Origin of the sequence: Chitinophaga sp. sic0106, from assembly GCF_019219075.1 — a bacterium.
Classification (GTDB): domain Bacteria; phylum Bacteroidota; class Bacteroidia; order Chitinophagales; family Chitinophagaceae; genus Chitinophaga.
In genome coordinates this window covers 134,464-160,000 of sequence record NZ_JAHUWJ010000012.1, presented here as the reverse complement: position 1 = coordinate 160,000, position 25,537 = coordinate 134,464, and the positions used below count along the sequence as shown (strand labels likewise).

The 25,537-nt window shown below is 49.1% G+C and carries 25 protein-coding genes; 9 read left to right on the top strand and 16 right to left on the bottom strand.

The genetic code is table 11. The annotated features are described in order from the left end of the window. Nucleotides 1-5 precede the first annotated feature (5 nt). The 7 genes from KW844_RS18395 to KW844_RS18365 all read right to left on the bottom strand — a co-directional run bounded on the left by KW844_RS18395 (nt 6) and on the right by KW844_RS18365 (nt 4,154). Nucleotides 6-221, bottom strand: a complete 216-nt coding sequence (locus tag KW844_RS18395; protein WP_218378241.1) for a hypothetical protein — start codon at nt 219-221, stop codon at nt 6-8. Nucleotides 222-225: 4 nt separating this feature from the next. Then, on the bottom strand, nt 226-1,482 hold the full coding sequence (locus KW844_RS18390; protein ID WP_218378240.1) for a DUF4178 domain-containing protein: 1,257 nt from the start codon (nt 1,480-1,482) through the stop codon (nt 226-228). Nucleotide 1,483: 1 nt separating this feature from the next. After that, a complete protein-coding gene (locus KW844_RS18385; RefSeq protein ID WP_218378239.1) occupies nt 1,484-1,837 on the bottom strand; it encodes an S-adenosylmethionine decarboxylase family protein in 354 nt (117 codons plus the stop codon). Nucleotides 1,838-1,972: 135 nt separating this feature from the next. Beyond that, nucleotides 1,973-2,353, bottom strand: coding sequence for a hypothetical protein (locus tag KW844_RS18380; RefSeq protein ID WP_218378238.1), 381 nt, complete (start codon nt 2,351-2,353; stop codon nt 1,973-1,975). Nucleotides 2,354-2,476: 123 nt separating this feature from the next. Continuing rightward, on the bottom strand, nt 2,477-2,956 hold the full coding sequence (locus KW844_RS18375) for a DUF4920 domain-containing protein (RefSeq protein ID WP_255578517.1): 480 nt from the start codon (nt 2,954-2,956) through the stop codon (nt 2,477-2,479). A gap of 49 nt (nt 2,957-3,005) precedes the next feature. Then, nucleotides 3,006-3,323 carry a hypothetical protein gene (locus KW844_RS18370; protein ID WP_218378237.1) on the bottom strand — a complete coding sequence of 106 codons (318 nt, stop codon included), beginning with the start codon at nt 3,321-3,323 and terminating at the stop codon, nt 3,006-3,008. A gap of 66 nt (nt 3,324-3,389) precedes the next feature. Next, nucleotides 3,390-4,154, bottom strand: coding sequence for a helix-turn-helix transcriptional regulator (locus KW844_RS18365; protein WP_218378236.1), 765 nt, complete (start codon nt 4,152-4,154; stop codon nt 3,390-3,392). Nucleotides 4,155-5,024: 870 nt separating this feature from the next. Here KW844_RS18365 and KW844_RS18360 point away from each other — a divergent pair. Next, nucleotides 5,025-5,834 (top strand): ThuA domain-containing protein, encoded by an 810-nt coding sequence (locus KW844_RS18360; protein WP_218378235.1) that lies wholly within the window; start codon nt 5,025-5,027, stop codon nt 5,832-5,834. Nucleotides 5,835-6,065: 231 nt separating this feature from the next. Continuing rightward, nucleotides 6,066-6,857, top strand: a complete 792-nt coding sequence (locus KW844_RS18355; RefSeq protein ID WP_218378234.1) for a PhzF family phenazine biosynthesis protein — start codon at nt 6,066-6,068, stop codon at nt 6,855-6,857. A gap of 138 nt (nt 6,858-6,995) precedes the next feature. On the opposite strand, the gene KW844_RS18350 is transcribed toward KW844_RS18355, so the two are convergent. Beyond that, nucleotides 6,996-7,817 carry an NAD(P)-dependent oxidoreductase gene (locus KW844_RS18350; protein WP_218378233.1) on the bottom strand — a complete coding sequence of 274 codons (822 nt, stop codon included), beginning with the start codon at nt 7,815-7,817 and terminating at the stop codon, nt 6,996-6,998. A 63-nt stretch (nt 7,818-7,880) separates the two neighbouring features. Next, complete coding sequence (locus KW844_RS18345) at nt 7,881-9,110, bottom strand: MFS transporter (protein ID WP_218378232.1); 1,230 nt, start codon at nt 9,108-9,110, stop codon at nt 7,881-7,883. Between the two features lie 135 nt (nt 9,111-9,245). Here KW844_RS18345 and KW844_RS18340 point away from each other — a divergent pair, with 135 nt between their 5' ends. After that, nucleotides 9,246-10,130 carry a LysR family transcriptional regulator gene (locus KW844_RS18340; protein WP_218378231.1) on the top strand — a complete coding sequence of 295 codons (885 nt, stop codon included), beginning with the start codon at nt 9,246-9,248 and terminating at the stop codon, nt 10,128-10,130. A 9-nt stretch (nt 10,131-10,139) separates the two neighbouring features. Here the strand turns inward: KW844_RS18340 and KW844_RS18335 are convergent, their stop codons facing one another. The 4 genes from KW844_RS18335 to KW844_RS18320 form a co-directional block, all read right to left on the bottom strand. After that, nucleotides 10,140-11,168, bottom strand: a complete 1,029-nt coding sequence (locus KW844_RS18335; protein ID WP_218378230.1) for a hypothetical protein — start codon at nt 11,166-11,168, stop codon at nt 10,140-10,142. Nucleotides 11,169-11,311: 143 nt separating this feature from the next. After that, on the bottom strand, nt 11,312-11,857 hold the full coding sequence (locus KW844_RS18330) for a DUF1697 domain-containing protein (RefSeq protein ID WP_218378229.1): 546 nt from the start codon (nt 11,855-11,857) through the stop codon (nt 11,312-11,314). A 113-nt stretch (nt 11,858-11,970) separates the two neighbouring features. Then, entirely contained in the window at nt 11,971-12,480 is a 510-nt protein-coding gene (locus KW844_RS18325; protein WP_218378228.1) for a hypothetical protein, read from the bottom strand. Nucleotides 12,481-12,650: 170 nt separating this feature from the next. Beyond that, nucleotides 12,651-13,958 (bottom strand): DEAD/DEAH box helicase, encoded by a 1,308-nt coding sequence (locus KW844_RS18320; RefSeq protein WP_255578516.1) that lies wholly within the window; start codon nt 13,956-13,958, stop codon nt 12,651-12,653. Nucleotides 13,959-14,114: 156 nt separating this feature from the next. Between KW844_RS18320 and KW844_RS18315 the strand changes: the two genes are divergently transcribed. Beyond that, nucleotides 14,115-15,080 carry an ion channel gene (locus KW844_RS18315; RefSeq protein WP_218378226.1) on the top strand — a complete coding sequence of 322 codons (966 nt, stop codon included), beginning with the start codon at nt 14,115-14,117 and terminating at the stop codon, nt 15,078-15,080. Here KW844_RS18315 and KW844_RS18310 read toward each other — a convergent pair. Further along, a complete protein-coding gene (locus KW844_RS18310; RefSeq protein WP_218378225.1) occupies nt 15,077-16,531 on the bottom strand; it encodes a sodium:solute symporter in 1,455 nt (484 codons plus the stop codon). The genes KW844_RS18315 and KW844_RS18310 overlap by 4 nt on opposite strands. Before the next feature lie 90 nt (nt 16,532-16,621). Between KW844_RS18310 and KW844_RS18305 the strand changes: the two genes are divergently transcribed. Next, a complete protein-coding gene (locus KW844_RS18305; RefSeq protein ID WP_218378224.1) occupies nt 16,622-17,593 on the top strand; it encodes a bifunctional helix-turn-helix transcriptional regulator/GNAT family N-acetyltransferase in 972 nt (323 codons plus the stop codon). 19 nt (nt 17,594-17,612) lie between these two features. Here KW844_RS18305 and KW844_RS18300 read toward each other — a convergent pair whose 3' ends face one another. Next, complete coding sequence (locus KW844_RS18300) at nt 17,613-18,071, bottom strand: DinB family protein (RefSeq protein WP_218378223.1); 459 nt, start codon at nt 18,069-18,071, stop codon at nt 17,613-17,615. Between the two features lie 59 nt (nt 18,072-18,130). Here KW844_RS18300 and KW844_RS18295 point away from each other — a divergent pair, with 59 nt between their 5' ends. The 3 genes from KW844_RS18295 to aspT all read left to right on the top strand — a co-directional run bounded on the left by KW844_RS18295 (nt 18,131) and on the right by aspT (nt 22,035). Beyond that, the gene (locus tag KW844_RS18295) at nt 18,131-19,768 is read left to right on the top strand and encodes an acyl-CoA carboxylase subunit beta (protein WP_218378222.1); all 1,638 of its coding nucleotides are present in this window, start codon (nt 18,131-18,133) and stop codon (nt 19,766-19,768) included. Between the two features lie 21 nt (nt 19,769-19,789). Continuing rightward, on the top strand, nt 19,790-20,251 hold the full coding sequence (gene rnhA, locus KW844_RS18290; protein ID WP_218378221.1) for a ribonuclease HI: 462 nt from the start codon (nt 19,790-19,792) through the stop codon (nt 20,249-20,251). 65 nt (nt 20,252-20,316) lie between these two features. Then, nucleotides 20,317-22,035 (top strand): aspartate-alanine antiporter, encoded by a 1,719-nt coding sequence (gene aspT, locus KW844_RS18285; protein ID WP_218378220.1) that lies wholly within the window; start codon nt 20,317-20,319, stop codon nt 22,033-22,035. Here aspT and KW844_RS29110 read toward each other — a convergent pair. Then, nucleotides 22,004-22,135, bottom strand: coding sequence for a hypothetical protein (locus tag KW844_RS29110; RefSeq protein ID WP_255578515.1), 132 nt, complete (start codon nt 22,133-22,135; stop codon nt 22,004-22,006). The genes aspT and KW844_RS29110 overlap by 32 nt on opposite strands. A 305-nt stretch (nt 22,136-22,440) precedes the next feature. Here KW844_RS29110 and KW844_RS18280 point away from each other — a divergent pair, with 305 nt between their 5' ends. Beyond that, nucleotides 22,441-25,527: a TonB-dependent receptor gene (locus KW844_RS18280; RefSeq protein ID WP_218378219.1), complete on the top strand. Its 3,087-nt coding sequence runs from the start codon at nt 22,441-22,443 to the stop codon at nt 25,525-25,527. The last annotated feature ends 10 nt before the right edge of the window (nt 25,528-25,537 follow it).

Below are 25,537 nucleotides of genomic sequence, written 5' to 3'. Positions count from 1 at the left end.
GTGATTTATTTGTGATAGAAATAGTGAACGCCGCTGTGCGACCTGGCTGTACGATCCTTGCCAGGCTTCCAGGTATCTGTGCTGGTGCAGTTACACACCCGGTAACCGTAAGTATTGCTCACGAGCAGTATGAGCATTAGCCCGGCCAGTATGCAAATGGTGATTTTATCATCTCTCCAGGTAAAAGGCAACCTGGAAAAAAGAGACTTTATTTTCTCCATAGAATTATTTTTTATGAGTGATATCACTGTTTTCCCATCGTTCGGATTCCCTGATCTGTTGCCATTTCATGAATACCAACGCAGCTCCGCCAAAGAGCAGGCATAGCAGCACTTCATTCCACACCGTAGGCACATCCCAGAATACGGCAACGTCTGCACGAACCGTCGGACCAGCTTTTTCCGTAGCAGTAGTGGCCACAAAATGGTACTGGCCAGGTGTTACGCTACACACAAAAGCGGTTTGCTTAAAGTCGCCTTCTGACCAGCTTTCACCATCTTCTACCCCACGATAGTAGGCGGTTTCCAAAGGAATCGTCCGCTCTTCGCCGGTCACTTCGTTTACCAGCGTGAGGTCCAGGGCGCACCAGTTGTTGGTGAGGTCCGTCTGCACTTCCACTTCTATATTGGTGACTTTATCATCCAGCTTAAAAGTAGGGCTCAGCAAAGGTTTATTAACAGTGGAGTCGTTAATATAAAAGCTATCCCGCATGATCTCCTTGTTCTGCCTGTTGCTGTTATTATACAGGAAGCTGAACAAAGCAAAAAGACAAAAAATAAAGGCAGCGATCCCGAACTGGTTAGGCCGCAACCCGCGCAGAAACGGCTGTGCAGGCGCTATTCCTACTCGGCCTGGCGGAAAATGGCCATTCAGGAAAGCCCTTTTAATTTCTTTTGGGTAGATGTAAACGCCGCGGAAGGCATCGATGCGCGATTGCTGCATTTCAAAGGAAATCATTTCCGGCGGACGTATAAACTCCAGGCAACGGATGTTATGCTGGTAATCCAGCTCCCACGGGATTTCTCCGCGTATGCAGGTATAGCGGCCACTGAACCTGCTGAAGAGTTCAAAATTTTTCCCTTCATGCGTCAGGGAAATAGTTTTCTCATAGCTGGCAATGGTTACCTCCGGATATTGCGCCGGAATATTTTCTACCAGCAGCCAGTGCCCCTCTGAAAAGGAGAGGAAAAAAGGTTTGCGGTCGCTGCTACGCATCAGCACATACTCCGCCCAACTATAGCCGGAGCCCACTGCTGCCCGCTCCGTATAGGCGATCACGGTATACTCTTCGTTGCGTAATACACCGGTGGTGCCCAATGCGATCAGCTGCGCGATTTTGGATTGGTTAACCTTACCGGCTTTCTCGGGGAATCCTGATTGAAAAGTGGACAACGTTCCGCACTTAGGACAGCCATAGAGGCGGGTGTCCGGATGTTGCAGGTCGATGCCCGCCTTACAGGCAGGACAATTAAAGTGTGGCATTTTATCTTCTTATCTGTTGAGATTCATGTTTGGTGGTCTGGAAAAAATCATGAATAGCGCTCATGATGGCGGTAGTGATGGCATCATTGTTTTTCCGGAAGTTGGACAAAAACACATCACAGGTACACAGCCCATATTCCGGCCAGGTATGGATGGAAATATGTGATTCCGTCAGACAATGAACCGCAGTGAAGCCCCCGTTAGGGAAGTCATGTACGGCGTTACCTACCTCTGTAAGTTGATGGTATTGAATCTGGTGGGTGATAAAAGTTTTCCAGTTGTCACTTTGCTGCAGTAGTTCAATATTGTCGGTATACAGGGTGGTCAACAGGTGTAGCCCTGGTTGATATTTCATGGCAGAGATAATATGTGCATGTTGCAATGTAAAAATTCCTGACGAATTTTTCTTTTTGTTTCAGGAGATCACGGTATATGCGAATTGCATGCCAGAATCAGCAATGATAATTTCGTGTAGCCTTTTCCGTGGAAATTATTTTTCTTCCTGTTTGCGCTCATAGCGTTCCTTAGCCTGTTGGCGGCGTTCGGATTTATGTGCTTCGTAGCGGTCGAACTGATCGGCACTCAGTACTTTTTTAAGGGAGCTGTCGCGGGTTACACCCAGTTGCTTCAGCTGTTTTCCTTTTTCAGCGCGGGGCATCACGTTGTCTTTCCGCAGTGCGGCCATCTTTTCTGAAAAGGATTTATTGATATTGTAAACCTGGCCGTATTGTCCTTCATTGAGGGAAAGCCTGGCCTTCATGGAGTCGGTCAGAATCCGTATATAATCCCTTTTATCCTGGGAAAAAATGGTAGTGGTGGTAAGGGTGAAAAGGGTTATCAAAACTATCCGCGCAATCGCTATTCTTTTCATGTCCGGTTTTTAATATTCAACAATGCCGGTTGGGCATTTGTTCTGTCGTGCTAATTTAGGGAGATGCCAACGGCATCTCCCTAAATCAGGCCTTACCTATTGCAGGAGGTAAGGCCTGAAAAATTATTCCAGTACCAGGATACCGCTGGCGGTATATCTGTATTCTTTCTGAGGCGTAGTTATTGCATCAATTTCTGCCTGCGGTTTCTTCGCATCCTGTGCGTAGTGGCGCAGTTCGGAAACCGGGGTAATGCTCTGGTATGCCAGGCCATCCAGTACAATGGTTCTGCCTTTGATGTCCAGTGGTACAAAGAAAGCGTAGTCTTTCATTTTTACGAAAGCGGTGGTGCTGTCGTTTACCTGGAGTTTCATCCAGCAGCCCTTTTTAGGGCATACGTCCAGTACTTTTGCTTTGATTTTCAAGGCTACTTTTCCGGTATCATTTTTCAGTAAAGCAGGGATTTTGAAGGCATCCACTGCACCGGTAGCAGTAGTGCCGGCGCCATAGGTACTGTTAGGTTTGGCCGGACCTTTGGGAGGCTGCGCGTATACGCCGGTGGCAATGCACACGGTTACTAGCAGAAAGATCATCTTTTGCAGCATAGCGATAAAGAATTTGCGACTAAGATACAAAAGTTATCTGTTCGGTTGCTTATCGGTGGCGGATTTCCACAGATCCTCCAAAAGGCAGCACCGGCACCATGGCCGCCAGTTCCATGGCCTGCGCATCGTCTTCGGCGTTGATGTACATGAAGCTCACCACGCGCTGGCCATCTTCCTCAATGGCGCCGGCTGCAGACTGGTTAGCGGTCACTACAAAACCTGGTTTTACAATCGGAGTACCGGACTGGTAGTGATCTGCGGCTTTCCATTTTTCTACCAGCTCATCCCAGCCTTTACGTACGGTGGCAATGTCGTCCTGCGTGAGTGGGGCAGGGTTTACGCGGGTAATAAACACATATTCGTTCATAGTTCAATGATTTTGTGTTGTAAAATTACCCTCACTGGCCACTGCAAAATTGTAAAAAAGCATTTTTTACCATTCCTGCTTACGGGAAAAGAAATCGTGTGGAGTGGTGCCGGTAAACCGGCGGAAGTCTTTGATGAAGTGGGACTGATCAAAATATCCGGCCTCATAAGCCAGGCTGGTTAAGGATTTGGGGGCTTGCTGAATGATATGATTCAACTTCACAATGGTGGCATATTGTTTTGGGCTGGCTCCCACGATAGCGCGGAAGCGCTTTTCAAGCGGGTCCTTACTGGTATATAAGGAAGATGCCAGTTCCGCCATGCGGAGTTGGCCGCGGTGCTGCTGTATGGTTTCCAGGGCCGCCTGTACCAACGGATCTACGGTGGACGGTTGTAATCTGAGCAGCCACTGGTCGGTGAGAGCTACCATTGCCCTCATGTCAGGCGCTGCCTGTAGCTGGTCCGATAGGTCACGTAGCATCTCCTCCGGAAAAAAGTTATCCAGTGATACCACCTGGCTGTTTACTTCGTGCAAGGGGGATTTAATAAAGGCAGCGGCGCAGCCAGGCTTGAAGGTAATGAGGAACCAGGCTGTGTCCGGGTGATAGTTCATGTGCTGGGCTTCCTTGCGGATACCGGAGATACCATAATTGCCCAGCGTTTGTACCTGTTCCCGGTTCGTATGCTGGATATTACCGGTGATCCTGAAAGATATGGTAATCCCAGGCGCCGGTAATACCGTGTTGACCCTTCCCTCGCCACTTCTGATCAGCATATAGCCAGCCACATAGGGCTGCAACTGTGGACACGGATGGTAGCGAAGGAATTCCATTCCATAAAGATAATTATATCACACCATTTGTGAATGTCCCGGTACCCGGATAATTCCTTTTACCAATGCCTTCCATTGTGCTTTTGATAAGCCTGCCATAAGGCGCATTCGAGGTTTCGCATGGAAAAAGGGCTACCCCAGATGTGGAGGGTACCACTCATCCTGTAGCGCAACAACAACACTGAAAAGAGGGTTTGGCAACTACAGCCGTATGGCCTGAAAGCAGCTACAGCCGCCAGGTGCAGGTACTATGGCCTGCCTGCCGATATTACATTAATTTAACAATGTTTTGGGGCCGGCTGGGCAGGAATTTGCACTTTTATCCAATGAATAAATTAGATGACAAGGACTTTTAATCACTAAAAATTTTAGTGTCATGATGCATCGAGGTAACAATACCGGAAAACATCAGGATCAACATCGGGAAAGGTCATCCGGAAGGGAAACCAAAAGGATGGCAGGCAAAAATAATCCTGCAAAGGATATGCATGAAGAACGACCAGTTGACCAGATGAAACACGGTATAACAGAAAAAAGCCATAACCCTAAACGCAAGGGTGGGCATTAAACTGAAGCCCGCAGGCATGTTAAAGGTTTGGCATTCATCGCGCTGATAGCGTCATGGCAATAATGTAAAGCATTTGCCCATGACGCTATTAGTTTATAGCAACTCAAGACCAAAGAGCTAACCAGGGAATTTCCATCGACCGGAAATGGAGGAGGTTCCATTGCCATGCTTGCCGCAGTTGGATGATTCTACTTCTGAAGTGGAAGGCCGGTGGCATTCTCCCTGGTTTTATACTACTTCATCACTACGTCAGGCTTGTAAATGCTTAGGAACCATACAAATTGCGCCTATCTTTAGGACCTATGAAAAAATTGATTCTCGCAAGTTTGCTGCTGCTGGCAGCTGTTGTACAGGCGCAGCAACCCTTCCACGTCATCGCATTTTATACTGGTAAAAGTGACCAGGCACACATTAGTTTTGTGGCAGAAGCCAATAAATGGTTTGCCGGCCAGGCCGCAAAAAATAACTTCACATATCGCACTACCAATAACTGGGAACTGCTCAACACAGATACCCTTAAAAATTACCAGGTGATATTATTTCTGGATACACGTCCGGAAAAACCGGCACAGCGTGCCGCGTTCCAGCAGTATATGGAAAATGGAGGCGCCTGGATGGGCTTCCACTTCGCAGCATTTGCGCTTACGCCCTCCGCCATTCCGGCCAACTGGGACTGGTACCACAACACCTTCCTGGGATCAGGTCAGTTTGTAAGCAATACCTGGCGCCCTTCCATCGCCTACCTTCGGGCCGAACAGCCGCAGCATCCCGTTACCAATGGTCTGCCCACCGTATTTACATCTTCCCCTAATGAATGGTACCGCTGGTCCGGCGACCTGCGCAAAAATCCGGACATCACCGTGCTGCTGTCCATTGATACTGCCAGCTTCCCGCTTGGTACCGGCCCCAAACCCAGCGAAATATGGCATAGCGGGTATTACCCGGTGGTGTGGACCAATAAAAAATATAAAATGGTATACATGAACATGGGACACAATGATATCGATTACGAAAATCATAATAATAAAGAGCTGTCCTTCACCTTCGATAACCGCAATGAGTCGGATCTGATTTTGAAAAGCCTGTTGTGGCTGGGGAGCGGCGGTAAATAGGTAGCATTGAACAAAGCCTGGACTTTTTTACGGGCCCCACGGTGTTCCCTGCGTATAGGCATGCCCGGTGGGTCCGCCACGCACCAGATGTATCCCGCCGGGTATTTTATTGTGGGCCGCAGGCCCTTATTAGAACGCCCGGAAAATCTGATATCCTGCATATTTACAAAACTGCATCTGTTTTGCTGTTACATTTTGCTCCAACTTTGCAACAGTTAAACCATACCCGCTATGCAGTTCAGATATTTCCAGGCAGATGCTTTTACAGCCACTCCTTTCAAAGGCAACCCGGCAGGTGTATGCCTCCTGGATGAAATGCCATCCGATGATATCCTCTCCGGTATTGGCAAAGAGTTACAGTTACCTATGGCGGCCTTCCTCCTGAAGCAGGACCAGGATTACCAACTGCGCTGGTTTTCGCCGGCCGGTACGGAGTCGCAGCTCTGTGGCCATGCCACGCTGGCGAGCGCACATATCCTTTGGGAAACCGGTGCAGTGCCAACTACCACGCCTATACGATTTCACACCGTAGCAGGCGTACTCACTGCCACCCGAAGCGCTGATAGCTGGATTACACTCGACTTTCCGGCGTTTAATGCAATACCGGATACAGATACTACAGTGTTTACACGAATATTTCCTGAGCTCAAGGCGCTGTACCGTACTGATGGAGGTCGTTACCTGGTGGAGCTGCCGGATGAAGCAGCCGTAAAAAATTATCAGCCGGACTTTCACCTGATCGGCACCTATAAAATAATCATCACCGCCCTGGCAGATGCCGGCAAGCCATATGATTTTGTATCGAGGTTCTTCTCGCCCGTGAGCGGTGTTCCGGAAGATTCCGTCACTGGATCGGCACATAGTGCACTGGTACCTTTTTATGCTAAAAAGCTCGGTAAAACCAGTTTTAATGCATTACAGGTTTCGCCCCGTGGTGGTGAGCTGCGTGTGGCCCTGAAAGGGGATAGAGTGGAGATTGCAGGGCAGGCGGTAACGGTGGTGGAAGGGAAGTTGCAATGTTGACCTGCAGCTGTAGAGCCGTAATGCTTACGGCTCCCCGTTTGGATCTTCGCTAAAATCTACCAGACAATAACTTTTCGCTGAGCTTATGAACCGTAGAGCCGTAAGCATTACGGCTCTACGGAAGCAACGCAACAAGCGCTACTCCAAAAACAAATCCTTTCTCAATTTCCCGCCCGGCTTTACGGCATACTTATCAAAGTCCAGTACACCGGCGGATTGCAACACTTCTTCGTCGATCAGCGTAAACCCGGTATAGCTGGAGGAAGGCTGTGATAAAATATAATGCACCGCATCCGCTACAATGTCCGGTGTGCGGCTCATATTTACCAGCGCTTCCCCGCCGAGCAGGTTTTTTACTGCAGCCGTAGCGATAGTGGTAGCGGGCCATAGGGCGTTGGAGGCAATACGGTATTGCTCCAGCTCCGCGGCCCATCCTAATGCCAGCATACTCATATTGTATTTGCTGATGGTGTAGGCTACGTGTGGGCCCAGCCATTGCGGCGCCAGGTTAATAGGGGGGGAGAGCGTTAAGATATGCGGGTTGTTCCCTTTTTTGAGATGCGGTATGCAGTGTTGTGCCATCAGGAAAGTCCCACGCACATTGATATCATGCATGAGGTCAAACTTTTTGGCGTTGGTTTGTTCGGTGTTGGTGAGCTGGATGGCGGAGGCGTTGTTAATGAGTATGTCGATCCCGCCGAAATGTGCTACAGCCTGTGCAACGGCGGCGGCAATCTGGGCTTCATCACGTATGTCTACCTGTACGGCGAGTGCCTTACCTCCGGCGGCTTCTACTTCTGCTGCCGCGCTGTGTATGGTACCTCCTAATCTTGGATCTTCTTCCACGCTTTTAGCGGCTATCACAATATTGGCCCCATCAGCGGCCAGCTTCAGAGCAATGGCTTTACCAATGCCTCTGCTGGCGCCGGTAATAAAAACTGTTTTTTGCTGAAAACTCATAACCTGCGGCTTTTTGTTTATCACAGGAATTTAAGCATTCTTTTGCGGCCGGCAAAAACTAACTCAGGCCGGTTGTACGCCGCCATCCAGTTCCTGGGAATGCCTGCGCCGGTAGGATACGAATACGGCCACTGCTACAGCGCCGGCAATGCCTTGCAGCAGTACCGTGAACTTAGGGCCGGCTATATTGGCCAACGCTCCGGCCAGCAGACTGCCCACAGGTATCATACCCTGGTAGGCCATAATGTAGTAGCTGATGGCGCGGGCACGCATTTGCGGCCGGGCATGTGTTTGTATATAAGTATTGATGGCGGAGGTCTGTGCCATCATGCCAATCCCGGAGCAGGTCATAAACACCAGCGCCATGGGCAGCCAGCCGGCATAGGAGAGCAGCAGTAAGCTGAGGGAAAATATACAGCTGGAGGTAATCAGTATCTTAATCATGTCCTTGCCGGGTTTGAGTCGCGCCATATAAATGGCCGATAATATAGAACCCACCCCAGCGGCACTTTCAAACCAGCTGAAAGTTTTGGCGTCGCCATGGAAAATATCTTTGGCAAACATAGGCATCAGGGTATTAAATGGCATAACCAGCAGGCTGCTGGCCGTTAATAGGAGGAGTAGGCTGCTAAGGTCTTTATCATGGGAGATGTAATGGAAGCCGGCACGTAATTCCGTCCATATGCTTCCTTCCGACTTGCTCACCACCGGCACATCCAGTTTCATCATAAACAGCGAGATCATGATGGGTATGTAGCTGAAGAAGTTAAGGGCAAAGCACACATTCTCTCCCCAGTTGCTAAGGATGATCCCTGCCAGGGCGGGGCCGGCAATACGGGCGAAGTTCATCATGGTGGAGTTTAGCGCAATGGCGTTGGGGAGGTCTTCCCGCTGTATGACCATGTCTACCATCAGGCTTTGGCGACAGGTGACGTCAAAAGCATTGATGATACCCAGCAACAGTGTGAGCAAAATGATGCCGGTGATATTATAGTATTTAAAGTATACCAGTAAAGCCAGTGCCAGGGCCTGCAGCATGGAAATAACCTGCGTGCGCACCAAAACCTTGTAGCGGTCGTGGCGATCAATAAAACTTCCGGCATAGGGAGCTAAAATCAGCGAAGGTATCAGGCCTGCAAAACTTACCACACCCAGTAGCAGCGCGGAACCGGTGAGGCGGTATACCAGCCAGCAAACAGCCGTTTTCTGCATCCAGGTGCCTATCATAGATACCGATTGCCCGGAGAAGAACAACCGGAAGTTGCGGGATCTTAAAGAGCGAAATACATCCATATAAAGGTTTTTCCAGATGATCACTTAGCAGTAGTCGACTGCTGCCATTCATTTTCGTGCACAAAATTCCTATATTTACCTTAATAAGTTAAATAGATTGTTTCAATCATTTCTATTAGTAAAACCGATTGATCGATGGAGTTGCGTCAGTTAAAATACTTTGTGCATGCAGCGGAAAAGGGCAATTTTACTGCCGCTGCGGAGGAATTGTATATCACCCAGTCCACACTTTCCCAGCAGATCATGCAGCTGGAAGCAGAGCTCAACACCCACCTGTTCGACCGTATAGGCCGCCGGGTAAGGCTCACCGAAAGTGGTCAGGTAATGCTGGAGCATGCCCGTTTTGTCCTCGCAGAAGTAGATAAAACCAGGCAGGCTATCGAGGACCTGCAAGGGATGCTCACCGGGGAACTGCGCATCGGTGTTACCTATGCGTTTACAGCGCTGCTGCTGCCGCTGCTCACCAGCTTCCCTAAAAAATATCCGGGAATACGGCTCCGTATCGTATATGCGTCCCCGGATGAACTGATGCCAAAGCTGCTGGCGGCGGACCTCGACATCGTGCTCACCTTTCATACTTCCGGCCAGGATGATGCACTTAATATGGTGCCGCTCCTCAAATCCCGGATCGTAATGGCCGTTAGTAAAAACCACCGGCTGGCATCGGCCAAAAGCCTGCCCATCGAAGCCTTAAAAGGCGTAGATATGATCCTGGCCACTCGGGGCTACAGCTCCCGCGATTTTTTAGATGAAATTCTGTTCAAACATAATATAGGGCTGAGCGTAGGTATTGAAATGAACGACGTGCATTCTTTATTGTCGCTAGTAGAAAAAGGCCACTGGGCCACGCTGCTGAATGAACGCGCAGTGGCAGGCTGGAAAAACATTGTGGCTATACCGGTAAAAGGAAAAGAGTGGGAGAGAAGGTCCTATATCATCACACAAAAGAACACGCACCCAAAAAAGTCAGCGGTCCGCTTCATGGAAGAACTCCTGAAACAGACCGCCAACGAAAGGTAACGTGAATGATTAATTATGTTGAACGCGCACTTCCATGATCGTGCAGCGGAAATACCCCTTGAAATCCTTCTTAAACTCATCAAAGCTGTCGGCATTGGTACGTACAGTACCATCCGCACTGATCCTCGGCAGATAACCACTCAAGCTGGCAATAGTCTGCTCATCCTGGTTGGTGGTAGTAAGCTGAAGAAAAGCCCATTCCATTCGCTCCATTTTCACATAGTCCGGAATGGAGCAATGCATCACTGCCTGGAAATGATCATTGAGGTCCTGGAAGTTTTTATTAAAGCGCGTGGCCAAAAACCTTTCCATATCAAAAACGTACAAGTTTGTGTTAATGACCTCAGCTATTTCCTGTGCATAGTCTTTTTCCAGTTGAGAAATTTCCGCACCACTTCCTTCTACCAGTTCATTCATGAAATTACACAGGAAAGTGATGGCACAACGATGAATATATCTGGCACGGAACATCCGTAAATCCTGGCAGGCAAGCATACGCCGCTTGGCAGTTTCCCGGATATAATTCATCTGGATTTCCCGGGTATGTACCTTATGCGTTTTGGTAATATCCATCCAGCGCTTGAAGCGTTTCATCTCCGGGTATACCTTACAGAGGCGGTCAATGAATGTTGGGAAGATGGTAATGTAAAAAATTTCTGCAATGCCTTCCTCTACGATCGTGGTGTTCACCCCGCGGTCAATACTGTACAGCCCAAGTGAACTGGATTGGGAATCGCCCACATCTACCGAATGCCCATGGTGGGTTTCAACCAGGTAGTGGGGGGACTGATTTACAGCCAGTACCGGTAGCTTGCTTTCGATGTGCAGGATAGTGCCTGCGGGCAGGCAATGCATGTCTTTGTTGATGACCAGACCGAACAGGGCCAGCTTTTGTTCAAGTACCCAGCCATATTCATCTCGGTGCAGGTATACACTCGCTGCACGCCAGATATAGGGCTTTAAGTCGTCCTGAATAATAGTTTCCACAGGATATTCTTTGCCCTTTGAATGGAGCAAAAGTCGTCTTTCAAGTGTCATTAATTTCTAATTTACCGTTGTAATTCCTTGATTTTTTTGCTAACTGTTACATGTTAGTTGTATTAGCAACTACTTTTCACAGGTAATCAAACACGGTAACGGGCGGGATGGTACCAGAAATTTAAAAATCGTTAACAAAAAAGTTACACTTCGGTTGAAAGCCGGAGTAATTTGTTAACGGTAGCCCAATTTCGGGTGGTGGAGATGGTTTTTAGCTTTTTTTCAGCCAGCACATTGCTGAATAATGGTTTTGGGTGGTTTTTGTCTATGGAGATGTAAATTTCCCGGCCACTAATCGTATAATCCTCGCCGGGAGTTTGCAGGGAAAGAAATCCCGGATGCAGCGCAGCGTCGGAAAGGTCCTGTACAAAGGCCACATATAGCTTGCGTGGATCATCAGGAGTGATAGGTCCGTAAGGGTGCGACTCCACAATTGCCTGCAGCTCAGCTGGCGTGCGTAGCAGTATTGCTACCGGGTAGCCTAGCCGGGCTTCCAGCGTGCCTGTTATCTTTTTTAATAAAGTTTGTTCCCTGGTTTTTTTACTTAGGAAGATGACATTGCCACTCTGAATATAGGTTCGGACATTTTCAAATCCCATCGACTCAAAAATTGCGCGAAGCACTTCCATCTTAATGATCTTATGCCCGCTTACATTGATCCCCCTTAATAAGGCAATATAGGTTTCCATTTACAAGTACGTTTTACGTTCCTGTAAATATAAATTTTAGGCAATAAAGTTTAAAAAAATCGGGCCGCCCATGAACGCAACGACCCGATACACACGCCCTTCAGGCCTTATCTTTACTGTGCTTTGTCCTGCTTCTTCTTTTTCAGGGATAAATCCGTCACCTCTACAAAGCGTACCGCTGTATCCGACATAACCGTTACATTGGTAAAGGTCTTATTGAAAACTTTTGTTTTCTCACCATCTGTAAAACGGATGGCAATCGTACAATCCAGGTCCAGCTTGTTGCGGGTAGGTGGATTTACAAACACCCGGATAAACGTATCCTGGATGTCCTCCAGCTTATACTTTTCACCGCTCATTGTTAATGGGATCTTCTTCTCCCATACATTGGCCCATTTTTCTACATTGTCGTTAGAGGCCAGGATGTAGTCCTTGTCGTCATTATAGTTATGAAATCCTATCCTGACGCTCATCGTCCCATTGGGGTCCTTCTCACAGTTTAAAGTGTGGATCTTGAATTTTGCCTCCAGGATGTCCTGTTTGCTGTCCGGATGATTTGTTTGCGCCTGCGCTGCAAAACTTGCTGTGGTCAGTAGACCAATGGTCATTAAGCGAGTAAACATAGTCATGGATTCCATATAGTAAAAAATTAGCCAGATAGTAATATTTGGCCATACATCATTATTACTAACTCACCCACTAGCACTTTAGTACTATGAATTAATAAATCGTTAACAAAAAACCCTACCACGGATGGGTAGGGCTATTTGCGTCATTGTCCGACATCGTATGTTTAGCGCTTCCGCTTAGGCTTGGCGCCCCTTTTCTTAGGTTTGCCGTACTTCAGCATCATCTTGTCTTTATGGCTTACCTTTTTGTTCACCTTCTGATTCTTGGCCGATTTCTCATGAAATGCAGGCCCGAAATCTTCCAGCTTAGGCATTTTTATCAGCACATTGCGCATCTGTACCTTCGGCTTCTCATCCTCGGTCAACACATCAGAGATCTCCAGGTCCGCTGGCAGCGCCATTTCAGGAATCTGATAGTTCATCAGTCCTTCAATAGCTTCCAGTTGCTCCAGCTCCGAATCCTTCGTCAGTAATATGGCAATACCCTTTTTATCGGCACGGCCAGTACGGCCAATACGGTGAATATAATTTTCCGGTACTTCCGGCGTATCAAAGTTAATCACATGCGTTACCTCCGCAATGTCAAGCCCACGGGCAATAATATCCGTAGCAATCAGGAAACGGTAATTGCCGGCCTGAAACTGATTCACCGTATTAAAACGATGATTCTGTTCCTTATTACTGTGGATCACCCCGATCTTTTCCGGAAACTGCTCATTCAGGGAAACATACAGCTCGTCCGCCAGCGCTTTGGTGCCAGTGAAAATCAGCGTCTTGGTCATCGTTTCATCCTGGGAAATCAGGAGCTTCAACAGGTTGAGCTTTGTATTGAAGTTAGGGATACGATATACCCGCTGGTCAATATTCTCCAAAGGAGTGCCGGTAGGCGCTGCCTCAATACGGGCAGGATTATCAAAGTGCGTTTCGATCAGCTTCTCCACATCCTCTGTGATAGTAGCGGAGAACAGCAGGTTCTGACGTCTCTCCGGTAACAGACCCATAATATTCTGAATCTGCGTCCGGAATCCCAGGTTCAGCATCTCATCCATTTCATCAATCACCAACCGCTTAATACCTTTCATCTTCACGGCGCCACTCAGAATAACATCGTATAGGCGACCCGGTGTGGCCACAATAATATCTGTCTTTTCTTTCGCTGCCGCCATCTGCGGGTTCATGTTCACGCCGCCGTAGAGTCCCAGCACTTCCACGCTCATATACGTTGTCAGCTTTTTGATGGACTCCACCACCTGTACCACCAGCTCCCTGGTAGGCACCAGGATGAGCATCTGCGGATGTTTCTCCTTGGAAAATTTGAAAAGGCGCAGGGTAGGCAACAGGTAGGCAAAGGTTTTACCGGTACCTGTTTGCGCAATGCCGCACACATCCTGGCCGGACATGATCACGGAAAACGCGCGCTGCTGTATGGTGGTAGGTTGCTGAATCCCCAGGTCGTCCAGGGCATTTAACAAAGATGAATTCAGGTTTAAATCACGAAATGTCATTACGCTGCTATAAAAATGAACGACAAAGATAAATATTTTCAGGCTCTCCCGGGGCTGTCACCTGTGAGATCCTGCTTATTGGATGTAATTTCTTTCTAGCTTTACCAAATAATTTAATGGTCTATGGCCCTGCTTAAAAGAATCAATCCATTTTCTAAAACCAATGAGGATACCGGCCTGGGCGCCAATGCAGCCGGCTATGGTGGCCGTTTTATCAATCGGGACGGTAGCTTTAACCTCCGCCGCGAAGGCAACGATTTCCTGCACCGCTACAGCATTTATCATGCGTTGCTCAACGTTCCTGTATGGCACTTTGTTTCCTTCCTGCTACTTTTTTATTTTGGAGTAAACCTGTTTTACACCGGTCTTTACTGGCTGATAGGCCCTGAACAACTTCAGGGAGTTATCGGCACCACCACCTGGCAACGATTTAAAGAGCTCTACTTCTTCAGCACCGAAACCTTTACTACCGTTGGCTATGGCCGTGTAAACCCCATTGGGGACGGCGCCAATTTCGTCGCCTCCATCGAAGCTATGACGGGCTTCCTCTCTTTCGCCATTGTTACGGGCCTGCTCTATGGCCGCTTTTCCCGCCCAAGGGCACACCTGCTTTTCAGCGACACCGCGCTGATAGCCCCGTACAGAGGTAAAACCGGCCTCATGTTCCGGCTCGTATCACATAAAGATTATCATGTGCTCACCGATGTAGTGATACAGGTCAACCTGTCCATTCTGGTGGAAGAAAACGGAGAGCAGCTCTATAAATACTATGATTTGCCGCTGGAAAGAAAGCGGGTGGACAGCCTTTCCATGAACTGGACGGTGGTACATCCGATTGATGAGGCCAGTCCTTTACTGGGACTCAGCGCAGCAGATATGAAAAGTGCAGATGTGGAACTGTACGTGCTGGTGCGAGGTTTCAACGATGTATATTCCAACATGGTGCAGCAGCGTACCTCTTATACTTTTGAAGAAATTGAGTTCAACCGGAAATTTATACCCATGTACCGGATGAGTAAAAACGGAGATTATACCATCCTGGATCTCCACAAACTAAGTGCCACCGAGGCAGCGGATTCCCAGGCCTAAGCCTTGGAATCCGCTCTGCGGCTGATCAGCAGCAGACCAATATAAGTAAAGAAACCATTTATTACCAACAGCTCCAGGCCAATCTGGAACTTGCCAAACAGCAGTTCCTGGTTGTTGTCCACCACGAGGCATAACAGCGGTGCAATCACGCATATCACCGGCACCAGCTTGTCGTTTACAATCCGCTTGCTGAAAATACCAAAGGTAAACAGCCCCAGTAAAGGCCCGTAGGTATAAGCCGCTATTTTAAGGATCACCCCGATCATACTCTGGTTATCGATCCATTCAAACACCAGCACAAACAGCAAAAACACAAATGCCATCGTCAGATGCACCCGTTGCCTTACTTTTTTCTGTTTGGCCGCATCCCAGTCCGGGCGGCGTTGTATGCCAAGGATGTCGATGCAAAAGGAAGATGTCAGCGCCGTCATAGCACCATCTGCACTTGGAAACAGCGCAGATATCAATGCAATAATGAAGATCACCGAAATCACCGGTGGCATGTGATGCAGTGCCAGCTCAGGGAACAGCTTGTCGCCGGAAGCCGTAACGCCCACCTGCGCACCATATAGGTGCAGCAAGCCCCCCAGAAAGAGGAACAACCCAATTACCACCAGCATGATAAAGCCCAGCGATACCACGTTTTTCTGAGAATCCTTCATGGTAGTCACCGAAATGTTTTTTTGCATCATCTCCTGATCAAGACCGGTCATGGTAATCGTTATAAACGCACCGGCAACGATCTGCTTCACGAAAAATAGCTTGCTGTTCGGATCAGTTTCAAAGATCCTGGTGAGACCACGTTCACGCATGGCCGTTATACTCTCCCCAAAACTGAAATCCATGGTATGGAGAATATACCCCACGCAAATGATCAGTCCCGCCAGCATACACGTGGTTTGCAGGGTATCAGTATATACAATTGTTTTTACCCCTCCCTCGTACGTATACACGAGAATCATCACCAGGATGATGAGGGTGGTAACAATAAACGGTACCCCAAAATTCTGCAGGATCGTTTCCTGCAGAATGCGCACCACGAGGAACAGGCGGGCAGTAGCACCCAGGGTCCTGGATAAAATAAAGAAAGAAGCACCTGTTTTGTAGGAAGCTTTCCCAAATCGCGTATTCAGGTAATTATAAATAGAGGTGAGCTGCAACCGGTAAAACAGTGGTATCAGCACATAAGCGATCGTCAGGTAACCAATCAGGTATCCCAGCGTAATCTGGAAATAGGTAAAGGCATCGCGGCCCACGGCTCCCGGTACACTCACAAAGGTCACCCCGCTCAATGAGGTACCTATCATTCCAAATGCAACCAGCATCCAGTTGCTGTTGCGGTTCCCGATGAAAAATGACTCGTTGTTTGAATTCCGGCCGGTATACCAGGCTACAATCAGCAGTATGACGAAATAAGCAACAACAAACGAAAATAATAAGGCTGGCGACATGTATCCAATTTAGTTAGCATTCAAATATATGCAATCAGTGGTATTTTTCGTACTATTGATTATTGACATGGTCAAATAATAAATTTGCTGATGTCAAATTATATAGTGATTTTTATTGATAAACAACTCGCTATGCCTGATTTGAATAACATAGCCGATACCGTATCCGAATTCCACACATTCTATGAATCAGTTGCGGCTACGCTGAACGCACATCGCAGTACCCATTCACTTTCCGGTGCCGAAATCCGGATTCTGTCGGAAATATCCGTTAACCAGCACCCGAATGCAGGACAGCTGGCTACAGCCACCAATACAGACCCCGGTTATCTCACGCGTATTATAAGGTCGCTGGAGAAACAAGGCCTTGCCAGCCGCGCTCCGTCACGTACTGATGCCCGCAGCTTTGCTTTACATCCCACCGAACAAGGAAAACATATACTGGTAGACCTGCAAATGGCCTCCCGCGATAATGTCCTGCAACTCCTGCAGCCACTGAATGTGCGCCAGCAGGAGCAACTGGCCACGGCCATGACAGCCATCCGCCAGCTGCTGAAAGGGGATAGCGACGGTACGCCGGAAGTGAGCTTCCGCCACCAGCTGCTCCCCGGCGACATAGGCTACCTCATTCACCTCCACGGGGAACTCTATGCCCGCGAAGCAGGCTATAACCTGGAGTTTGAAGCACATGTATGTAAAACCTTCGCGGAATTCCTGAGCACTTACTCGCCGGCAAAAGACCGTATCATCCTGGCGGTGGCCAATGGGAAAATTATTGGCTCCATTGCCGTCGTAGGCGCAACCAGACAGCTGGCACAGCTGCGCTGGTTTGTGGTACACCCCGACTACCGGGGCCTCAGCATTGGGAAACGGCTGCTAGAGGAGGCCCTTGCCTTCTCCAAAGAAAAATATTACCAGACCGTATACCTGATGACTACCAGCATACAGGAACAGGCCGGCGCCCTCTTTAAACAAAGTGGTTTCAGAAAAACAGGAGAGAAGCTGATGCAAATGTGGGGACAGCAATTATATGAGCAGCGCTACGATAAGGATCTGGTCTGACTGCGGATAGCCCTGCCCGTTAGCTGTACTTATGCAATAATACAATTTGCCCCAGGTGATAGGCATCATGATCAATCAGGCCCTGCATGTAGTAGATGGCCTGGTTATCCGTGCCCGCGAGGGTATCAAATAATTCCGCATCCGGAAATTGCCGGATAGTGGCTGACATGGTACCAAAGGAATGCTCCAGTCGCCCCAGCGCCCCATGCCAGTTATCAGGACCATGGTTTTCCGGTAAATAAAAATCGGGGAGGTCACCATCCTGCTCCGGCGCTTCATGGTGCAGAAACCGGTCCACCCGCTGGTGCCACCAGATCAGGTGATTGACGATCTGCCAGATACAATTGGAATCGTGGATTCGTTTTACAGCCGTATCAGCATCTACGCGGATCAGATGCTCTTTAAAAGTGACCCCTATCCATGGTTCTCCGTTATACAGCCTTTCCAGGGAATCGGCAACATGTTTTGTAAATGACATACCCGAAAGATTAAGGAATTGATTCTTGTTATTCGTAATTTACAAAAAATACCATGGTTATGAATCAACAGGAACTGGAAAGCAACAAAAATGAAGATGCCATCCGACTGGCTGTCAGTACTATGAAGCAACGCCTGGGCGTCATCGAGCAGGGAGGCGGTAAAAAAAGCCTCGAAAAAGTACGTCAGCGTGGTAAACTCACCGCACGCGAACGTATCCAATACCTGATCGACGACAACAGCACCTTTACCGAAATCGGCTCCTTTGCTGCTTACGACATGTACCCGGAATATGGTGGCTGCCCCGCAGCCGGTACCGTAGGAGGCATCGGCTATGTCAGCGGCCGCCAGTGCATGATTGTAGCCAACGATATGACGGTAAAGGCCGGCGCATGGTTTCCGCTCACCGGCAAAAAAAATCTTCGCCTGCAGGAAATCGCCATGGAAAATCACCTTCCCGTGATCTACCTGGTAGATAGTGCAGGAGTATTTCTCCCCATGCAGGATGAAATCTTCCCGGACAAAGAACACTTTGGCCGCATTTTCCGTAATAATGCCCGCATGAGCGCCATGGGCATCACTCAGATTGCCGCAGTAATGGGCAGCTGCGTGGCTGGCGGCGCCTACCTGCCCATCATGAGCGATGAGGTGCTGATGGTGGAAGGCAACGGCTCCATCTTCCTCGCCGGTCCTTATCTCGTTAAAGCCGCCATCGGGGAAGACGTAGATGCGGAAACGTTAGGAGGTGCTGTTACACATACCGAAATATCCGGTATCGCCGACTACAAATTTAAAACCGATGAAGAATGCCTTGACCAGGTAAAACGCATCGTGAGTAAGCTGGGACATAACGCCGGCGCAGGATTCGATCGTATCACCCCGGTAGCACCGCAGGTGGCGGCAGATAAAATCTACAGCATCCTGCCCGCTGAAAGTACCAAGCCTTACGACATGCTGGAACTGATCAAATGCATAGTGGATGGTTCTGAATTTGATCAGTACAAAGAAGACTATGGCAAAAGCATCATCTGTGGCTATGCCCGCGTAGATGGCTGGGCCGTAGGCATCGTGGCCAACCAGCGGAAAATGGTAAAAAGCCGCAAAGGCGAAATGCAGATGGGAGGCGTGATCTATAACGACAGCGCCGATAAAGCTGCCCGCTTCATCATGAACTGCAACCAGAAAAAAATACCGCTCGTATTCCTGCAGGATGTCACCGGATTTATGGTAGGCAGCAGAAGCGAACATGCCGGTATTATTAAAGACGGTGCCAAACTGGTCAATGCCGTATCCAATTCCGTAGTGCCAAAAATTACCATCATCATCGGTAATTCCTATGGTGCCGGTAACTATGCCATGTGCGGAAAAGCTTATGATCCCCGCTTTATCTATGCCTGGCCCACCGCTAAAATTGCGGTAATGGGAGGGGAACAGGCCGCCAAAACATTATTACAGATCCAGGTAGCATCGCTGAAAGCCAAAGGAGAAGAAATCTCGCCGGAGGCTGAAAAAAAATTACTGGCAGATATTACTGAAAAGTATACTGCACAAACAACTCCTTACTACGCAGCCGCCAGGCTCTGGGTCGATGAAATCATCGACCCCGCGGAAACACGGTCACGCATATCCGAAGGTATTAGAGCCGCCGAAAACGCACCGGTTGAACAGCAGTTTAACGTAGGCGTATTCCAGGTTTAATGAAAACATTATCTTCGCCGCATGGCTGAACTCATTATTTATACAGATGGTGCATCACGCGGTAATCCCGGCCCCGGCGGTTACGGCGTGATCCTCATCTGGGGAAACATCAGAAAGGAAATGTCGCAGGGATACCGTAAAACCACCAATAACCGGATGGAGCTGCTGGCGGTAATCACCGGATTGGAAGCCCTTAAGCGGGACGGACTTGACGTCTCCATTTATACCGATAGTAAATATGTGGTAGACAGTATTGAAAAAGGCTGGATATGGAGTTGGGTAAAAACCGGCTTCAAAGACAAAAAAAATAAAGACCTCTGGACACGATTTATTCCCCTGTACAGAAAACATAAAGTGAAAATGAACTGGGTCAAAGGCCACGCCAGCAATCCGTTTAACAACCGTTGCGATGAATTGGCCACACAGGCCGCCGACAGCGGCAACTGGCTTATAGACGCCGGCTTCGAAAGCGGCAACGGTTAATCTCCTGCAAACAGAACCAATTTGATAGTTGAATTGTAGTTATTCCGACAATTCAACTATCTCATATGTTCGAATGGCTGATTTCCACCTTGCAGAAATACCCCGAAATAGCGGTCATGCTAACCCTCATGATTGGCTACGGCATCGGGAAGATTCACATCAAAGGCTTTACCCTCGGCACTGTTACGGGTGTGCTGCTCGCCGGCATCGCCATCGGTACTTATCATATTCCCATTCCTGATGGCGCTAAAGCCATCTTTTTTCTCTTCTTCCTTTTTTGCACCGGCTATGGTATTGGCCCGCAATTTTTTCAGGCGCTGAAAAAAGATGGAATGCCCATTGCCGCATTCTCGTTTATTGTTTGCGTATTCAGCCTGATGCTTTGCTGGGGCATTTCCTCGCTGCTGAAATTTGAAGTAGGTACCGCCGCTGGTTTTATGTCCGGCGCCAATACCTGCTCGGCTATTATCGGCGTGGCATCGAACAGTATTAAAGACTTAAATATCTCCCAGGTAGAGAAAGACCGTTTCCTGGATCAGATCCCCGTGGCTTATGCGGTGACGTATATTTTTGGTACGGCAGGTACCAGCTGGTTCCTGTCGGTAATAGGCCCCTGGTTTATGTCCGGCAGCCGCGCCAAACTGATAGAAGAAACTAAAAAGCTCGAGGCCGAACTCGCAGAAGGTAGTAGTGACGAGGAGGAGGGAGGCATCAACAATGCATTCGACCAGGTATCGTTCAGGGCGTACCTCCTGAGTAAAGACAGCGTAGGGGATGGCACTGCCGTTTCCGCACTGGAAGATGTGCTCAAAAGCAACAGCCGCATTCTATGGGTGCTGCGGGTACGCAGGGAGGGCAAATTAATAGCTATCAGTCCGGATTTTATTTTACGTCCGGGAGATATAGTGGCAGTAGGTGGGCAACGGGTTTCGGCCATCGGGGCAGATCCGCTGCTCGGTAAGGAAGTAGCGGATGTAGAACTGCTGACGTTTCCTGTGCAGGACGTGACGGTATATGTGCGTAATAAACATGTAATAGGGCATCATATCCGGCATCTTTCTGCCAACCCGGTATTCAGAGGCATCAGTATCCGTAAGCTCACCAGGGCTGGTATAGAAATCCCTTTATCGCCGCTTACGACTTTTGTAAAAGGTGATGTGCTGGAGCTGGTAGGTATCCAGGAAGATATTGACCGCGCCATTACTTTCCTGGGCTTCAAGGAAAAGACAGGCGTAGAAACGGATATCGTATACCTGGCAGGAGGTATTGTGGTGGGTACATTGGTGGGCGCGCTCACCTGGCATATTGGTAAGGTGCCGATAGAACTCAGTACCAGCGGCGGTTCCCTTATTGCCGGTTTGTTTTTTGGCTGGCTGCGCAGTGCAAGGCCAACCTTCGGTTTTATCCCGCCATCTTCCCAATGGGTGCTCACCAAACTGGGACTGCATGTTTTCATCGCCATCGTAGGGCTTACCTCAAGCGAAGGCTTTTTAACCGGCCTGCGGCAGGAAGGGATCACCCTCTTCCTGGCAGGTATAGTGCTGAGTCTTACCCCGATGGTGCTGGCGCTGTTTTTATCCAAATACGTTTTCAAGTTTCATCCGGCAATTGGCCTGGGTGCCTGCGCCGGTGCGCATGATGAGTCGGCCCCGCTGCTGGCAGTGCAGGACGCGCTCAATAGCAAAGTGCCCGCACTGGGGTATACCGTAGCATATGCAGTGGCTAATATCACACTCACAACTTCGGGAGTGATTATAGTGCTGCTGATGAGCCATGGCAGGTAGTTCCGGGTGCCGGTGAGGAACCATACATGGCAAAGGCTAGACGCAGTGGTGTGGTGCTGCTGATGAGCCATGGCAGGTAGTTCTGAAACTTTTTTAACATTTCTTTTGTTGTTATCAGATATTCCACTAGCTTTGCGTCCCATTAGTCTATAGGATTTATAGGATATTAAAAAGAAACGAATGAAACGGAAACAGAACAGCCTTTATCTTAGATTGAACCAACCTCACAGTTTTGTATGTGCGTCGTGTTGCTGCGCGCGAATGACCTGTTGATACTGAATAACCACACAAACAAATAACTGCGACCATAACGGGAACATGGCTTGTGCCGCTGTACGCTTGCGTGACAGCGAACAGACCGCTATTGCAAAAATTACTCAGCTAAACCTCCTTAATCATCATCTTATGCTACAACGCTTATTAGTCATTATGATCGTGTTGTTAGGTCCGCTAACCGGATTCGCACAAACACGCACCGTTACGGGTACGGTATACTCGGCCAGGGATAAAGAACCGCTTCCCGGCGCTACCATTGTAGTAAAAGGCACCTCCAACGGTACTGCTACCGGCCCGGATGGCTCCTTTAAACTGGAAGTAAAAGACGCGGCAGCCACCACCCTGGTGGTGAGTTATGTAGGGATGACCCCGCAGGAAATAGGCATAACTTCCACGCCTATACGTGTAGACCTCGCCTCTTCCAGTAAAGATATCGACGAAGTAGTAGTGATCGCCTACGGTACCGGCAAAAAGAACTCCCTGACGGGTTCTGTAGCTACCATCAAAGGTGATGCATTAGAAAACAGACAGATCTCCAGCGTATCCCGTGGCCTGCAGGGACAGGTAGCCGGCGTGCAAAGCACCGCCCAGAGCGGTCAGCCAGGGACAGATGCGACCATCCGCATCCGCGGGGTAGGTTCCATCAACGCCTCCTCTGATCCTTTATACGTAGTTGATGGCGCGCCTTACTCCGGTAGTATCAACGCTATCAACCCTACCGACATCGAGTCTATTTCTGTATTGAAGGATGCTGCCTCCAGCGCCCTCTACGGCTCCCGCGGAGCGAACGGTGTCATCATCATCACTACCAAAAAAGGAAAAGGACAAGGAACCACCATCGATGCACGCATCAGCCAGGGTTACTCCAAACGCGCAGTGGACAACTATAAAACAATGGGTACGGACGATTACTTCCGCAGCTACTGGGAAGCACTCCGCAATACGGGGCTTACCAATGGTCTCACTCCTGCACAAGCCGCCGCCAGCGCCAGCTCTAACGTAGTGGGCGACCTCGGCATCAACCCTTACGGTACCGCCTATCCGGAGCCGGTAGGTACAGACGGTAAATTGGTACAAGGTGCACATACCCTCTGGAGCGACGACTGGGACAACGCCATGCAACGCACCGGCCACCGCACCCAGGCCGATCTCAACATCAGCGGTACCAGCGAAAAATCACGCTACTACATCGCCGGCGGCTACCTCGATGATCAGGGTATCTACCTCGGCTCAGGTTTTAAACGCTATACCGTACGCTCCAACGTAGAACTGGATGCCAAAAAATGGCTTAAAGTAGGACTCAACCTCGCAGGAGCCCATTCTGATCAGCAGGCGCCGCCTTCCGAAGATAGTCGCTCTGATAACTATGTGAACTACGGCCGACTCATGCCATCCTTTTACCCGATTTATAAACGCGACGCCACCACCGGTGCCTACACACTGGACGCCGCCGGCAACAAGGTATTCGATTACGGTGCCTATCGCCCAAGCGCCAGCAATCCCAACACCAACCTGGTGCAAACCGCCGATATTGATAAACATAACGTTAAGCGTGATGATATCTCCGCCCGCGTATACGGCGAAGCAACCATCTGGGACCAGCTGAAATTTAAAACCACTTACAGTGCCGACTATACGCAGCGCATGACACACGACTACACCAACCCGACCCTGGGCTTCGATGCCTCCATTGGTGGTACCGTGGATCGTGGCAGCTACCGCACTTTCAGCTGGACATGGAACAACATTTTTACCTACGATAAAACCTTCCAGGAAAAACATCATATCAGTCTCCTCGCCGGTCAGGAAGCCTATAAATACCAGTTTACCTTCATTGATGGTAACCGTTCCGGTTTCTCCCTGCCGGGACTCGACGAGCCTGCTGATGCCTCTGTACTGCTGGGCTTCACCGGTTACTCCGATGCTACCAGCATTTCCAGTTACCTCTCCCGTGCGGAATATGATTATAAAGGAAAGTATTTCTTCTCGGGCTCATTGCGCCGCGACGGCTCCTCCCGTTTCTCTCCTGACCGCCGCTGGGGTACTTTCTGGTCGCTCGGTGGTTCCTGGAAAATGACGGAGGAGGCCTGGCTGAAAAACACCAAATGGCTCGACCTCCTGACACTCCGCGCCAGTTACGGTGCACAGGGAAATGATAACCTTGGATCTTTCTACGGTTATAAAGCCCTCTATGTTGTAAACAGCAACCTCGGTGAAGGTGGTACCTACCGCGATACCCTCGCCAACAGCAACCTGAAATGGGAAACGAACCTCAACTTCAACGTAGGGGTGGACTGGTCCATGTTCAACAACCGCTTTGGTGGTACCGTCGAGTTCTTTGAACGTAAATCCAAAGACCTCCTGTATCAGCAGCCACTGGCGCCTTCTACCGGTTACCCGTCCATCGCCAGAAACATTGGCGCATTGCGCAACAGGGGCGTTGATATCACCTTAAGAGGTGTACCAGTGAGTACGGCCGATTTCAACTGGACCGTGGAACTGAATATGACTCATTATAAGAACGTCGTTACATCTCTCCCGCAAAAAGAAATTATCAGCGGAACCAAAAAGCTGATGGAAGGCCAGTCTATTTATGAATTTTACCTGCGTCAATGGGCCGGTGTAGATGAAAAAACGGGTGCGCCATTGTGGTATGTAATCGATGCGAACGGTAATAAGTCCACTACCTCCAACTATGCTGCCGGCACCCTGGCTTACTCCGGTTCAGCCCTGCCTGATCTGTACGGTGGTATCAACAACTCTTTCAGCTATAAAGGACTGTCGTTCTCCTTTATGTGGGCATATAGCCTGGGCGGAAAAATCCTCGACAACGATTATCCGTTCCTGATGCACACCGGTAATAACTTTGGTCGCGCATGGTCCGCTGAAATGCTGAACCGCTGGACACCAGAGAACACCAAAACAGATGTGCCTGCACTCACTACCAACAATACCAACTGGACCAGTGCTTCCACCCGCTTCCTCTACGATGCATCCTACGCACGTCTGAAAACGGTGAACCTGAGCTATCAGCTGCCAAAAGCCCTGATGGACAAAGCACACCTGAACGGCATTACGGTATATGTGCAGGGGGAGAACCTCATCACTATCTACAATCACAAAGGAATGGACCCTGAGCAGGCTATTGGTGGTGTTACCTACTACCGTTATCCGGCTATCAAATCCGTATCTGCAGGTATTAACCTTAGCTTCTAAAAACTGAACC